The sequence below is a fragment of the Parendozoicomonas sp. 2304DJ65-17 genome (genome assembly GCF_058148445.1).
On record NZ_JBYVJV010000002.1, the window covers coordinates 186,672 to 200,992 of the forward strand.

Consider the following 14,321-nt stretch of genomic DNA (forward strand, 5'->3'; position numbering starts at 1 on the left):
CACCTTTAAAATAACACTAAAAGCAACTTTTAATAAAAATGATAAAAAGGCTTTTTAATACCGGCACACTGCTGGTGGTTTTTATTCTTGTACTGCTTGTTCTCTGGCTTGTTCCCCCTCAAGTAGAGCGCAGTATGAACCAGATTACCCCCCATGATCCTTATGACGTTTCAGAGCAGGCACAGCAGCTTCATGAGAGCCTGTTGGTCGCAGACCTGCATACTGACAGTTTGTTGTGGAGTCGGGATCTTAAAATTAAGTCAAATTATGGGCATGCAGATCTTCCCAGATTGAGGGAAGGTAATGTTGCTATTCAGGTTTTCCCGGCTGTTACTAAATCCCCTCGTGGACTGAACTACGAAAGCAATGTTGCCGAAGCGCCGGATAATATTACTCTTCTGGCTGTTGCTCAGACCTGGCCATCCAGAACCTGGGATAGCCTGAAAGAGCGAGCCCTGTATCAGGCTGAACGTTTGGCAAAACTTGAAAAGCAGGTTCCTGAACAGGTGCGCATTGTTCGCACAGCGAAAGACCTGAAAGTTGCACTGGCCACCAGAAACAGTGACAACAAAATGGTTGCCGCATTGCTGGCAACAGAAGGTTCCCACGCCCTTGATGGCAAGCTGGCCAATATCCAAAACCTTTATGATGCTGGCTATCGGATGATGGGCTTGCATCATTTCTTTGATAACAAGCTTGGCGGTTCGCTCCACGGCATTACCAATGAAGGATTAACGGATTTTGGCCGTGCGGCTGTGACGGTGATGGAGGGGCTGGATATTATTATTGATGTTGCTCACTCCTCTCCTGCCGTTGTGGAAGATGTTCTGGATTCTACGAGTCGACCCGTTGTTATTTCCCACACTGGAATGAAGGGACTGTGTGACACTCCCAGAAATATCTCTGACCGGTTGATAGAAAAGATAGCGGCTAAAGGTGGCCTTATTGGAATCGGTTACTGGGCAGATGCCGTATGTGACCACAGCCCCACAGGTATCGCCAAAATGATTGTTTACGCCATCGATATTGCTGGCGTTGATCATGTGGCTCTGGGATCTGATTTTGACGGCGCTGTAACCACAGCTATGGATGTTTCCGAAATCGCGGCATTAACTCAGGCTTTGCTGGATGAAGGGCTTTCTGAAGCCGACATTCGTAAAGTTATGGGTGAAAATGCTCGTGATTTTCTATTGAAATGGTTACCTCAGGCTAGCTAAAGCCAAATGCTCTGGGCAGTGCCAGTGATATTTCTGGAATATAAGTTACCAGCATCAGGGCAATAAACATCACCGCATAAATCGGCAGCATTGGCCTCAGGATTTCCTGAATTTTGAGGCCACTGACCGAACAGCTGACAAACAGAGCATTCCCTACCGGCGGTGTTATTAATCCGATACACAGATTAAAAATCATCATAATGCCGAAGTGGAGAGGGCTCATTCCCAGCTCTGTGACGACCGGCAAAAACACTGGTGTGAAAATCAGCACTGCCGGAGTGATATCCATAAAGGTTCCGACAATCAGCAATACAATGTTGATAATCAGCATAATCACAACGGGGTTGTCGGACACCTTCTCCAGAGTAACTGTTACCAGCTCCATAAGGTCAGCATTGGTCATCACCCAGGCCATACAGGCTGAAACTGCGATTAAGAACAGCGCAATGGACGATATAACCACAGCTTCAAGAATAACTTCCGGCAATTCTTTAAAAGATATTTCCCTGTAAACCAGCACTGAAAGAATAAAAGCATAAGCTACGGCAATCGCTGAGGCTTCGGTCGCTGTGAATATGCCCGCAATAATTCCCCCTATAACCAGAACAATAAGAAACAGGCTGGGAACTGCATCAAGAAAAGCACGAACAGCAATCCGCAGAGTTGGCCTCTCTGGTTTGGGATAGCTGTGATTCATGGCAAACAGTGCTGCAATAATCATCACGCAAAAGCCCATCAGCAGGCCCGGTAAATAACCCGCCAGAAATAACGCCGCAACAGATACACCACCACTGCTCAAAGAATAAATAATCATGGTATTGCTGGGAGGAATCAAAAGACCTGTCGGACAGGAAGAGGCATTAATTGCTGCAGAAAACTCAGGAGGATACCCAGCTTTACGTTGTTCCGGATCCATCACACTGCCTACCGCGGCGGCAGAGGCGATGGCGGAACCGGAAATGGCGCCAAACATCATATTGGCAACAATATTTACATGGGCCAGAGAACCGGGCAGGCGGCCAGCCAGAACCTGAGAAAGATTAATTAGCCGTTTAGCTATACCCCCTCTGTTCATCAAGGTGCCGGCCAGAATAAAGAATGGAATTGCCAGCAAGGCAAAGCTGCTTAAACCGCTTTGGAGTTTTAAAGCGATTACCATCACTGAAGTATCAAATGGAAAAACAGTTAATAACGAGATAAGAGACGCAACACCTATAGAGAAAGAAACCGGGATACCAAGAAAAATCAGACAGAAGAACACACCGAACAAGACTATTAGCGAGGTTGTTCCCATCAGGCGATTTCCTTCGATTTACTTGAGAGCAGCTCCACAGTAAACAGCAGACTGTAAAGCAGCATAAACACACCCGCGATAGGAAGGACCAGATAAAGGTATCCCACGGCAATGCCCATGGCCGGACTGATCTGGCCTGTATTCATAGAAAGAGTGGAAAGCCAGAAACCCCCCATAACCATCACCAGAAATGCAAAGGCACTAATGGTCAGGTGATAGAGCAGCTGTACCCGAAGCTTTGTTGGACCCGTCAAATGGTCAGTAATTAAGTCAATGGACAGGTGTCGCTTTTGCCCAACGGTGTAAGCGCCACCAAGCAAAGCGATACATACCATTTGATAACAGGCCAGCTCATCGGTAAATGTGCTGGGGTGACTGAAAACAAAGCGGCTGATAATTTGCCAGAGAACTACTAACACCAGCAAAACCATATTCAGCGAAATAATAAACGCCAGTAACTTATCCAGACATTTTTTAAGAGTGCCTGCCATCAGGTTTTACTCAGTCGTAAAGTTCTTTCGAGTAGCTCGCGGTGTTTTGGGTTTTCTCTAAATCTGTCATACAGGGGCATAACTGCTTCCTGAAACGCTTTTCTATTGACAGGGATGATTTCGGCGCCACTTTGAATCGCTCTGGTTCGCGCCAATGTAATTGCTTCTGACCACTTATCCCTTTGGTACTGTTCTGAACGGGAGGCGGCCTTCATAAGCCACCCTTGTTGCTGAATAGATAATCTGTTCCATGATTTGCTAGACACGGCCAAAAAATCCGGAAGCGCAAGATGTTTGGTTTCCGAAAACACTGGGGTAACTTCAACATGCCGTGTATCGACCCATGATGTTTCATTGTTCTCAGCGGCATTGACAACACCCTGTTGCAACGCGGTGTACACTTCGCCGAAATCCAGAGGGGTCGCTGAACCACCCATTAACCGAACCATTTCCAGATTCATGGGGCTAACCTGTACCCGTACTTTCATTCCCTTCAGATCGTCAGGAGTTCGGATAGGCTTTTTTGCATAAAAACTACGGTACCCGGCTGCATAAGAAGCTATACAGAAAAAGCCACGCTCACGGGTTGAGTTCATAATCTCTTTGCCAATATCCCCTTGAACAACAGCATTGAAGTGTTGTTCGTCTTGAAAGAGAAAAGGGAGATTAAACAGGGCATAGGAACCTTCGAATGGTTCAAGGTGGCTGCCACTGCCTTTCGTCAGATCAAGAGCACCTATTTGCAACAGTTGCAGGGTGTCTACAGCATCACCCATCTGGCTGGAGGGATAGATGCGAATCTTCATTTTCCCGCCGGATATTTCCTGCAACTGTTGCTGCATATAAACAAAGGCGAGATGAACTGGGTGAGATTGATGAAGGTTATGGGCAAGTTTCAGGGTTGTTGGTTTTTCCTTAGAAGTGTCCTTCTTATGCGAGTCAGCAAAGGCGACCTGCACAAATAGAAGAACAAGTATCAGGAAAAATAGAACTCCCCTGCGAGTGTTCATTGTGTTGGCAGAACTCTGGAGAAAACGAAGAGAGAAAAGTAGAACCCGCTAACAGGTTTGTCACTGTTGCAGCTGATGAATCATAGATTGAATGCCTTCTTTCTTCAGCTGTTCCGCCGCATTGGCAACACTTTCTGCAAACAGGTAATTCACGGAAAGGTCGTGACCAAAAATCGATTTATCTGCCAGTATCGCACGAGCCCTGTTGTTTATATCGCTGCCGTAAGCATCACAAATACCTTTGAACTTTTCTGCCAGTGGGTCTTTGACTTCTATAGTTTTTCCCTGCTCGTCGTAACCACTGATGTACTGAATCCAGGCGGCTAATCCAAGGGAAAGCACATTGTAAGAGCTGCTATTCTCAATATGCCAGCGGATAGTATTCAGCCACCGTTGTGGGATTTTCTGGGAGCCATCCATCGCAATCTGTGAGGTTTTGTGGGCAAGTACAGGATTTTTAAATCGCAGGATCAGTTCATCAGCATAAGCTTTAAGGTCAAACTCTTGGGGGAGTGAAAGAGTTGGTGCCGCATACTTAAGTATTAACGAATGGGCAGCGGAAACATAATCCGGGTTGGTCATCACTTCCCGAATGGTGGCATATCCTCCCAGATAACCAGTGTAGGCAAGGAAGGAGTGGGCGCCGTTCAGCATGCGCAGTTTCATCTCTTCCCAGGGTTTTACCTCATCAACAAAACGAACACCGGGTATAGTGTTCCAGTTTGGGCGGCCACCTTTCCCATCAATAAAGTTATCTTCAATGATCCACTGACTGAATGATTCACAGAGAACTCCGCAGTTATCCCGAAGCTTAATGTTTCGCTCAATCTTATTAAGGTCTTCTGAAGTTATTGCAGGAACAATGCGATCGACCATAGTGGAGGGGAAGCGGCAGTAAGTCTTAATCCACTCTGCCAGACTTTTATCTGTTTGTTCAGCCAGCTGAATAACCGCTGTGCGAGCCCGCTGACCATTGTCTGGAACATTGTCACAGCTCAAAACAGTAAAAGGCTTATGTCCGTTTTGCTTTCGCAGTGCCAGAGCAGCAACAATAAGTCCCGGTGCACTGTGGGGAGTTTTCGGATGTTTGATATCGTGCTGAATAATCTCTGAATCCAGCTGTAAGCTGCCGGTTGCGCTGTCCAGACAGTAACCTTTCTCCGTAACTGTTAAAGACACAATACGAATTGCCGGGCTAGCCATTCTCTTTAGAAGTTCCCGATGTTGGGAACCATCCCGATCATCCAGACCTGCATAAAGTGTTTCAGTGATTGAAGAGACAAGCCTGCTTTGAGGTTCGGTTTCTGCACTGGTTTCCATCACGGTATAGAGATTATTCTGGGCCTGCATGTCTTCTACTAACTTTCGGCCACTGCGAATATTGGCGGCAATAATTCCCCAGTTTTTATTACCACTCTTTTGCATATAGGCATCGGTAATAAGGGCCAGATGTGCACGATGAAAAGCCCCAAGACCAAGATGAATAATGCCTGGTGAGATTGTTTCTGTGTCCAAACTTTCAGGAAAAGCGGAAGCTGCACTTGTACGACTTAACAACTCAAAGCTCATAAGCGGTAGGCTTCCTTTGGCAGGCGATAGGTAAGGTCTTTGGCAATGTCTAAAGCTTCACTGCGAGACAAACGATGTTCCGCTACATAGTGAGCCAAAAAGTTTGCATCAACTCGTCGTGATACATCGTGACGGGCTGGAATGGATAGAAACGCCCGGGTGTCATCGTTAAATCCAACCGTGTTATAGAATCCCGCCGTCTCAGTCACCTGCCTGCGAAAACGCATCATTCCTTCCGGCGAATCATGAAACCACCAGGGCGGGCCAATCTTTAATACAGGGTAATGTCCCGCCAGAGGAGCCAGTTCACGACTGTAAGCTGTTTCATCCAGTGTGAAGGCAATTATTGTCAGATCTGGGTTATTGCCCACTTCATTCAACAATGGGTGCAGCCCATTCACAAAATCTGTTCGGGTAGGAATATCGCAGCCTTTATCCATGCCGAAGTCCCGGAATATCTGCTGGTTATGATCCCGGAAACTTCCCACGTGCAGTTGCATGACCAGCCCGTCTTCACAACTCATACGGGCATTTTCAACAATCATATGGCCCCGAAACTGCTCGGCTTCCTGTGGTGAACAGGTGCCGGTAATGGCTTTGGTTAGAATTCGCTGACAACACTCTTCTGGCAGAATGGTGGTGTACGCACTTGGAAAACCATGGTCAGTTGCCGTTGCTCCAACTTCCTTAAAGAACGCCCGTCGTTTACGAATAGCTTCAAGGTAACCCTTCCAGTGGTTGGTATCTTCGCCGGTTTGAACGCTCAGAGTCAGAATGTGTTTTTTGAACAGAGGGTGTTCCGGGTTGGTAATGTCATCGGGGCGAAATGTAGTGATAACCCGGCCACCCCATTCTGAATCATTAATCTTCTGGTGAGCTTTCAGCGGATCAGTTGCAAACTCGGTTGTTGCCAGTGCTTCAATCTGAAAGGTTGTGAACAGGTTGCGGGGGAGAAATTCTTTTGTGGCGAGTTTGCTCTCAATGTGATCGTAAATAGCATCTGCGGTATCTGTTTTCAGCGGCTTGTCTACACCCAAAATTTCTGTCAGAACATGTGTCACCCATAGGTGCGAAGGTGTGCCTAAAAACAGGTGCCAGTTCTCCGCAAAAAGTTGCCAGACTTTTCTTGGGTCTTGCTCAACATTGTCATCCCAAGCCGGTGGGATTCCTAAACTTTGCAACGAAACGCCCTGACTGTAGAGCATTCGGAAAATGTAGTGATCAGGCTTGATCAGAAAATCAGCCGGGTTGGCAAAGCGCTGGTTGTCTGCAAACCAGTTCGGATCGGTATGGCCGTGGGGGCTGATGATGGGCAAATCACGAATACTGGAATAAATGTCCCGGGCAATATCCCGAATTTTGTTATCGGAAGAAAAAAGGCGATCCGGGTGAAGCTTGTAGCCCGACATGTTCAGTCCTTTATCTGAGAAGAACTGAATAAAGACGATGAAGAATTATTCCGCCACTCAATTTTTGCAAAGAAACCAGACAGAAATGATGTTCTTTGGTCTCTTGCGTTTTATTTCTTTATGTAATTAAAGCGGTCGGCATATATCAAAAGGAAAGGTTCACCCCTTGTTTCAGGAGCTAGCATTAACTGGTTTTGCATGGAAACTCCATCAGGAGGATGCCAGTTATGTTCCAGAGTAGTGATCAGAAACAAACCCTTTTTCACCGTATTGGAGGTGAACCGGCGGTGCTTCTGGCGGTAAACACTTTTTATGAGCGGGTCGCTGAAGATCCGGAGGTTGGTTATTTCTTTACTGACCTGGATTTGGACAAACTGGCCAAAAAGCAGGTGGCTTTTATGTCTATGGCTTTTGATGGGCCGGTAGACGCAGGTGTACGTGGTTTGGCAGAAGCTCATGCGGATTTAAATATCACAGATCACCACTTTGATGTGGTTGCCCAGCACTTGGGAGAAACGCTGGCGGATATTGGCGTGAGCTCGGAACTGCAAACGGAAGTTATGGATATTGTGGAAGGAACTCGGGACGCTGTACTGGGAAGGGGGTGATCCTTGCTGGATAGGACGTTCGATTATGTGTTGATTACAGGACAGGGCCTGTTCACGTTCGAGCAGTTTCAGCGGCTTCCACTGCGTAAGCAGGCAAAAATTGTTCTGGATAAATCGGCACAGTTTTTTTGTAGAGGTGACCCCATTCCAAAAAGGGATGCTCTTGGGAACAAAGTAAAACCAGTGGAGATGTAATTGTACGAATCTTTTCTTTCACTCCCTGACCATGCATGATGAACCGGTAAATAAAAAGATAAAAACAAATGGCGCATATCGTTCTTGCCTGGGAACTGGGTGGCGGTTTGGGGCACCTTTCCCGTTTGCATGCTTTGGCAAAAGAGTTGCTGGTGACAGGGCACCAGATCACTCTGCTTGCCCGTGATTTGGAACAAGCCCGTAGTTTTTTCTCTTCGCTTTATGAGCAGTTCAACAGCATACGTTATGTGCAAGCCCCTTATTACAAAGGCCATTTACCCAACCATTTAGAACAAACGCCTGCCTATGTTCATGTGCTGTTTAATGTTGGCTATGGTCACCCCGATGTTCTGAACCGCCTTGTTGCTAACTGGTATCAGATACTCTGCGAACTACAGCCCGATATGATTATTGCGGACCACGCGCCAACAGCACTTATGGTCTCAAGGGATATGGGTATTCCAAGAATGAATTTTGGCGATGGCTTTACCTGCCCTGCACCGGAATATCCACTTCCTCAGCTTCATAAATCCCTTTCCAAAGAGGCCATACAATCCGATGAAGGATATGTTGTTGGGTATTGCAATAAAGCGCTGGCAGTACAGGGGATAAGCCCCATTCATCAGCTGGCAGATATTTATCAGGTGAATGAAACGTTTCTAATGACGTTTGCAGAACTGGATCATTTTGGAAGGCGCGCACAGGTTCATTACGGCGGGATTCCGGAATTAGAAAAAAATGGATTGCCCCCACAATGGCCAGATATTCATGGTCCAAGAATCTTCGGCTATTTGAAGGTTCAAAAACATTTAGGCTCACAACTCGAAAGCATTGCGCAAACTGGCTTGCCAGCAGTTGTATATATACCGGAAATTTCTCCCCAGCTTCAGCAGGAGTACAGCAACACGAATCTGGTGTTGACCAACCAACCAGTGCATATTGGTGATGCTTTAAAAAATGCCCAACTTGTTATCAGTCATGGAGGACATCAGCTAACAGCAGAATGCTTGCTGGCGGGAGTACCTCAACTTCATTTACCCCTTCACCTTGAGCAACAATTGTTATCCCATCGGTGTCAGCAGACGGGTAGTTCGCTGGCGGCATCGCCTTCTGAGTTTGCCAGTGTTCTTCCAATTGCTTTAGAAAATCTCAATTCTCTGTCTGGTGAGGCAAAACAATTGGCCGATCAGCTTCACATAACTACAGTTTCAAATCCCCTTAAACGCTGTATGGCTTTGATTGAATATTGGCAGGCTCCTTGAGCGGTTAATGCTGATTCGATGCCGCCGAGTATTGCTGTAATCTGCGCCCATCTTTTTAGCCGTGTTTATATAAGAGGACGCGATGATTCAGGTTGTAGGTCATACCAATCCCGATTCCGATAGTGTTTGTTCTGCACTGGTTGCTGCTGAATGGGTGAAAGCTGCCCGTGGTATGGAAGCTGTTGCCGTTGCTCAGGGGGAAGTGACTGGTGAAACTGCATTTATTCTGCAGCATGCGGGTGTTGAAGCTCCTGCAATCTGTGGTTCCGTGGCTGGTGAGAAAGTCTGGCTGGTGGACTTCACTGATTTGTCTCAGGCTCCTGAAGGTATTAACGAAGCTGAGATCGTTGGTATTGTTGATCATCACCGCCTGGGTGACATTACTACCGTAAACCCGCTGGAAGCCTGGATTTGGCCTGTTGGTTGTTCTTGTACCATCCTGTTCAACTTACACAAGCTGGAAAACATTGAGATTGCACGCCCACAGGCTGTACTGATGCTGGGCGCTATTGTGAGCGATACCGTGGCCTTCCGCTCTCCAACCTGCACTGAAAAAGACAAGCAGGCTGCTGAAGCTCTGGCTGAAATTGCCGGTATTAATCTGGAAGAGTTCTGCGATCAACTGATGCTTGTTAAGACCAATCTGGAAGGTTTGAGCATCGCCAGCCTGGTTGATCGCGACCTGAAGAAATACCCTTTCGAAGAAGAGTCTCTGGTTGTTGGTCAGATTGAAATCGCCAGCTTTGAACAGACTGATGACAAACTCGAAGCCCTGCAGGCTGAATTGAAGAAGCGCTGCGAAGAAGACGGCCTGAAGCTGGCTGCTCTGATGGTCACCAACATCTCTACTTCTACCACTCAGCTGCTGTTCCAGGGCGAGTGGAGCGGTCGTCTGGCTGAGCATGCTAAAGAAGAAGGTATGCTGGTTATGGAAGATACCCTGAGCCGTAAGAAGCAGGCGTGGCCTTGGCTGCAGAATGTGTTGGCTTCCTGATAAAGAAATAATGCCCTGTATCTCAGGGTGTTTAAAAGTGCTTCTGCCGCTTTTCTTGAAGACCAAACAAAAATGGCTTCCTTTATGGAAGCCATTTTTTATAGGAGCCTGAGGTTAGAAATCGTAACGAACCTTGGCCTGAACAGAGTCAGCTTTAAAGCCAGACTGCCAGATATGGTCGTAATTGAACGACAGGCTCAAATTATTATCCATCCAGTAAGCCAGCCCCAGCCCAGCCTGATAACGAGTTTTTTCAGGCTCAATACCTACAGTGCGGAAACTCAGAGGAAGGTTAAAGACCTCAGCGCTTACATCCTGAGTCACTTTGTCAGTTTTAAAGTCATGGAAAGCGAACAGAGAGAACTCTGGTAACAGTGGTCCACGGTCAGTTTCAATCAGGTGGCTAAGGCGTACACCAGCACCCAGCTCGAAAACTTCTTTATTATCTGGCGAAACCTTAACGACATCACCAGCACTGGACTTCTCTTTGTAAGAGTCGGTATCGAGCAAGCTGTAGTTCATCACCAGTTGAGGCTCTACCAGAGAATCTTTCTTGTTAAACCAGAACTGATAGCCACCAGTCAGATTCAGGCCATATTGCTTGCTGCCATAATCGGCTTCGTAACGGGTAGAACCGGCAGAACGCTTTGATTCAACATCGTTATAGCCAAAGTTCACAATACCGTTAGCAAACCAGTTATCACGCTGCCAGTCACCATAAACGCTGAGCTGGTAGCTATCCATAGTTGTGCCATTACCGGAATTCTTAACATTCACAGTCACATCAGCAAAACTTAAAGCACTACCTACCGTCCATTCAGGTGTTAGCTCTAAATCACCACCCAGCGTGAAACCTTTACTGCGGGCTTTATAACCGCTGTAGGTCATAGCACCATCACGCTGCTTGCCCTGATTGGCTTCTGTGTGGAGAGCTTTAACCCACACACCGCCACTGTAGGGAAGGTCACCGGTACCTACACCAGAACCAGAGCTACGCAGATCGGAAAGGTGAGAAAGGATATTGTTGAAAGCTCCGTCTTGAACAGCATTGGCAGCTGCCAGCAGCGCGGATTGGGTTTCGTTATCCAGGCCGGGAATAGCGTTCTCTATAACCTCTACAAACTCTTCTGAAGTTTTGATTTGGTTGAGTTGCTCAAGGGCTCCCTTAAGTTCTGTATTACTTAGAGTACTTAGAGCTTCCTGAAGAGCTTCTGCAAGATATGAAGCGTTACTGTTTCCCGTTTCTAATAGCAGTTCCTCTGCTATATCTGCAGGTGTTATTCGTGCTTCGAGAGTATTATCAATAACAGTTTGTTCCAAATTGAAAGCGAAGGAGCTACCGATATCTAAGGCATTTTCATCCACTATTAGCTCGGTGCCTGCAGATAGTATTGGATATGAAGCGGTCGCCAGACTATTGGGTGAAATGTTAATCTTGGCGCCAGTTGCCAAGGTAGCGGCCTCTGAAACCTCAATGTGAGGTATCTCAGAAGATACAAGCGAGATGTTCACTGTCCCCTGTTGTTGGTAGTCACCTTGAATGGTTACAGGTGCATCTAGAGTAAGGGTTGCGCCTTCGTTAACGCTGAAAGAGTAGGGACGTGTATCTTCACTCGGCGATGGGAAAGTGCTGCCTTTCCAGTCAACAGAACCATCAATTTGAATATTCTCAAACCCTATGATTTTTCCATCTATGCGCCCGCTAGAGGCTATAAAATAGTCTATTCCAGTTTCGCTGCCGAGTAAGTCGCCAGAAAGATTACCTGAGCGGTGTTCGAATCTTTGCCCGTTATATGTTTTAGAAAAGTCGACTGACTGTGAAGCTACGATGTTGCCCGTATTTATTATGGAGCCAGAAATACCGTCGCCAAAAACCTCAATGCCTTTGCCGTTTTTCATATTAATGTCGCCGGTGTTTATTATATTCCCATCAATTGAACCGTTGATGTCTAGACCTGAGGAATATACATGACGACTGAAATACCTCCCATTAATAAATGCTTCACCATTATCCGCATCCTCACTGTAGTAGTAATAAATACTGTCCAGTGAATCGAGCTCAGTAATACTTGCTGGCTGGTTTTCAAATTGACCGATTCCGATAACATCGAAAGGTAGACCTAGATTTTCGCCATTTCTAATAAGTGCATACCACTCAGTCCCTTCTTTCTTGAATAGTCGAACATCACTGTTGTAGTCGGATGAGTCTGTGAATGATTCGATCTCAGAGTAGTTGGATAGATCTGGGTCTACCCCATCTCGCTCAAAAATATCATAACTGTTGCCTGTGGCGGTGATGCTGCCAGTATTGACTACGTCTCCTGTGTAGTGGCCGGCTATGAATATCCCTTTACCGTTATCGTCTGGCAGATCTATAGATCCACTGTTGCCAATAGTTCCAAGTGTGGTTGGTTGGTTACTATCAACACCGTATGAAGGGATCAAAGCAATACCATATTCTATAGCAGTAATATCTCCTTGGTTCAGAATATATCCACCGGGGAGACCCTGAATATATATGCCAGATCTGGCATTCAGGGTGCCAGTATTTGTTAAGTATGAAAACGAACTATCAGATGAGTATATTGCAGTCTGTGCAGTTATTTCACCGCTGTTATCTATATAATTCAATCCTGAATTTTTAACGCTTACCCCATAAAGGTCTGATAATAGAACGCCAGAGTTTTGTAGTTCATAAATACTACTGTCTTCTATAGAAATGCTAGTATCTGTTGTTGTAATAGAACCGGTGTTGTTAACAAGTGGAGAGTAACTACCTCCATAAACCAAAATGCCATTTTCAGAAATAATATTTCCTGAGTTGGAAATAGAGGACAAATTGCTGCTCCACAGGCGAATAGCATCTTTTGATGAATTAATATCACCTAAGTTACTAATTTCTGTAGGTGTTTGAGAACCCGTTACATCTATTCCATAACCTGAAACTATATTTCCAGAGTTTATAATTCCACTTTGATCTCCCCTTGAAGAAATCCCTTTCTCCGTGGCTTCTATATAACCTGTATTGACAATACTGCCGTATACTTGACCGTACGAAGAAATACCGTTATCAGAAATAATTGAACCATTGTTTGTAATGTTATCTGTCGTACCGTCAGGTCCGAGGCTTATACCTATTCCAATAGGTGGGTAGCCAGTGGTTGTATAAGTGGTGTCTTTTATTAACCCATTGTTGACTATGGCTTGAATACTTCCGTATGCATCTATGCCTGTTTTAGCATCAATTGTAGCGTTACCATGATTTGTGATTTGAATCGGTTTATTAGTATCTCCAATGATGGTAATACCACTGTAACTATGGCTAATTAATCCGTAGTTGTTAATTGCTCCATTAATAGTTCCTCTAATATATAATCCATGATCCCCGGTATAGATTTCACCGTAGTTATCGAGGTTTCCATTTAAAGTTGCACCCCATAATAAACCTATTCCAGTATCTCCATAGGTTTTTTTGCTGGATTGATGAGGTTCTAAGAATGAAATGTCAGGTTTATGTATCCCGACTATACCTCCAATAATTCCTTCGTTGATAATGTTTCCATTTATTGTCGTATTGCTCGCTTCAATTATGAAGTGGTTAATTCCATAAATGTGACCATTAGATTTATTTTCAATGTTCCCATTTAGAGTGCTGAATGATAGATTGATTGTATTGTGACTATTAATCAGCGATCCATAGTTTTTAATGGTTCCTGTTATTTCAGAACTTTGAACTTCTATTCCAGAGTACTTAGATGATATAATTCCATTTTCTAAATTGGTGATGTCAATATTAGCTTGGCTATCATTGATGCTTATGCCGTTGTTATTGTGTATAGCGTTGTCAGATCCGTATATATGCCCATTGTTTTCAATGGATATATCTCCAAGCACATTATTTAAATCTATTCCCTTGAGATTTCCAGATACCTCGGCTCCATCACTAATGGAGATAGATGCACCGTCGAAAGCCCCTATTCCTGATATCCCATATCTTTCTCTACCATAGCTTGGAGCAGCCATAGGTGAATTGATTTTTCCATGTATAGAAATATCTTTTTTGCCGTCTATATTTATAGACTCTGAAGTAGAATCTTTGGGTATGGTGACGCTAGCTAGAAGAACTTGTGAATGTAATGCAATAGCAACTGCTAAAGCACTTTTCCGGAAAACCTGCATCCTGCAATCCCTGTTTTATTTTTATGTGTTTGTTGTCGTTTAGTGTGTGGTGTTAGTCTCCAGAAAAGATTAAAAAAAATCCATGTCATTTCT

The 14,321-nt window shown here is 45.3% G+C and carries 10 protein-coding genes; 4 read left to right on the forward strand and 6 right to left on the reverse strand.

The annotated features are described in order from the left end of the window. Nucleotides 1–38: 38 nt before the first annotated feature. Nucleotides 39–1,217, forward strand: a complete 1,179-nt coding sequence (locus tag ACY2RR_RS05880) for a dipeptidase (RefSeq protein ID WP_490107209.1) — start codon at nucleotides 39–41, stop codon at nucleotides 1,215–1,217. On the opposite strand, the gene ACY2RR_RS05885 is transcribed toward ACY2RR_RS05880, so the two are convergent. From ACY2RR_RS05885 to uxaC, 5 genes are read right to left on the reverse strand one after another with little or no spacing between them, the layout of a single operon-like run. Continuing rightward, nucleotides 1,210–2,511 carry a TRAP transporter large permease gene (locus ACY2RR_RS05885; protein ID WP_490107210.1) on the reverse strand — a complete coding sequence of 434 codons (1,302 nt, stop codon included), beginning with the start codon at nucleotides 2,509–2,511 and terminating at the stop codon, nucleotides 1,210–1,212. The genes ACY2RR_RS05880 and ACY2RR_RS05885 overlap by 8 nt on opposite strands. Continuing rightward, nucleotides 2,511–3,002 (reverse strand): TRAP transporter small permease, encoded by a 492-nt coding sequence (locus ACY2RR_RS05890; protein WP_490107211.1) that lies wholly within the window; start codon nucleotides 3,000–3,002, stop codon nucleotides 2,511–2,513. The genes ACY2RR_RS05885 and ACY2RR_RS05890 overlap by 1 nt, the downstream gene beginning before the upstream one ends. After that, the gene (locus tag ACY2RR_RS05895; protein ID WP_490107212.1) at nucleotides 3,002–4,012 is read right to left on the reverse strand and encodes a TRAP transporter substrate-binding protein; all 1,011 of its coding nucleotides are present in this window, start codon (nucleotides 4,010–4,012) and stop codon (nucleotides 3,002–3,004) included. The genes ACY2RR_RS05890 and ACY2RR_RS05895 overlap by 1 nt, the downstream gene beginning before the upstream one ends. 60 nt (nucleotides 4,013–4,072) lie before the next feature. Next, entirely contained in the window at nucleotides 4,073–5,581 is a 1,509-nt protein-coding gene (locus ACY2RR_RS05900; RefSeq protein WP_490107213.1) for a mannitol dehydrogenase family protein, read from the reverse strand. Further along, entirely contained in the window at nucleotides 5,578–6,990 is a 1,413-nt protein-coding gene (uxaC, locus tag ACY2RR_RS05905) for a glucuronate isomerase (RefSeq protein WP_490107214.1), read from the reverse strand. Before uxaC ends, ACY2RR_RS05900 begins: the two co-directional genes overlap by 4 nt. A gap of 227 nt (nucleotides 6,991–7,217) precedes the next feature. On the opposite strand from uxaC, the gene ACY2RR_RS05910 reads away from it, so the two are divergent. The 3 genes from ACY2RR_RS05910 to ACY2RR_RS05920 all read left to right on the forward strand — a co-directional run bounded on the left by ACY2RR_RS05910 (nucleotide 7,218) and on the right by ACY2RR_RS05920 (nucleotide 10,049). Further along, nucleotides 7,218–7,598, forward strand: coding sequence for a group I truncated hemoglobin (locus ACY2RR_RS05910; RefSeq protein ID WP_490107215.1), 381 nt, complete (start codon nucleotides 7,218–7,220; stop codon nucleotides 7,596–7,598). Between the two features lie 263 nt (nucleotides 7,599–7,861). After that, on the forward strand, nucleotides 7,862–9,055 hold the full coding sequence (locus ACY2RR_RS05915; protein WP_490107216.1) for a glycosyltransferase: 1,194 nt from the start codon (nucleotides 7,862–7,864) through the stop codon (nucleotides 9,053–9,055). Nucleotides 9,056–9,137: 82 nt separating this feature from the next. Continuing rightward, entirely contained in the window at nucleotides 9,138–10,049 is a 912-nt protein-coding gene (locus ACY2RR_RS05920; protein WP_490107217.1) for a manganese-dependent inorganic pyrophosphatase, read from the forward strand. 114 nt (nucleotides 10,050–10,163) lie between these two features. On the opposite strand, the gene ACY2RR_RS05925 is transcribed toward ACY2RR_RS05920, so the two are convergent. Then, nucleotides 10,164–14,228: an autotransporter domain-containing protein gene (locus ACY2RR_RS05925; protein WP_490107218.1), complete on the reverse strand. Its 4,065-nt coding sequence runs from the start codon at nucleotides 14,226–14,228 to the stop codon at nucleotides 10,164–10,166. Nucleotides 14,229–14,321: the final 93 nt, after the last annotated feature.

Coding starts and splice junctions, on each gene's coding strand:
- ACY2RR_RS05920 (WP_490107217.1), top strand. CDS start 9,138: ATGATTCAGGTTGTAGGTCATACCAATCCCGATTCCGATAGTGTTTGT.
- ACY2RR_RS05915 (WP_490107216.1), top strand. CDS start 7,862: ATGGCGCATATCGTTCTTGCCTGGGAACTGGGTGGCGGTTTGGGGCAC.
- uxaC (WP_490107214.1), bottom strand. CDS start 6,990: ATGTCGGGCTACAAGCTTCACCCGGATCGCCTTTTTTCTTCCGATAAC.
- ACY2RR_RS05880 (WP_490107209.1), top strand. CDS start 39: ATGATAAAAAGGCTTTTTAATACCGGCACACTGCTGGTGGTTTTTATT.
- ACY2RR_RS05895 (WP_490107212.1), bottom strand. CDS start 4,012: ATGAACACTCGCAGGGGAGTTCTATTTTTCCTGATACTTGTTCTTCTA.
- ACY2RR_RS05885 (WP_490107210.1), bottom strand. CDS start 2,511: ATGGGAACAACCTCGCTAATAGTCTTGTTCGGTGTGTTCTTCTGTCTG.
- ACY2RR_RS05900 (WP_490107213.1), bottom strand. CDS start 5,581: ATGAGCTTTGAGTTGTTAAGTCGTACAAGTGCAGCTTCCGCTTTTCCT.
- ACY2RR_RS05925 (WP_490107218.1), bottom strand. CDS start 14,228: ATGCAGGTTTTCCGGAAAAGTGCTTTAGCAGTTGCTATTGCATTACAT.
- ACY2RR_RS05910 (WP_490107215.1), top strand. CDS start 7,218: ATGTTCCAGAGTAGTGATCAGAAACAAACCCTTTTTCACCGTATTGGA.
- ACY2RR_RS05890 (WP_490107211.1), bottom strand. CDS start 3,002: ATGGCAGGCACTCTTAAAAAATGTCTGGATAAGTTACTGGCGTTTATT.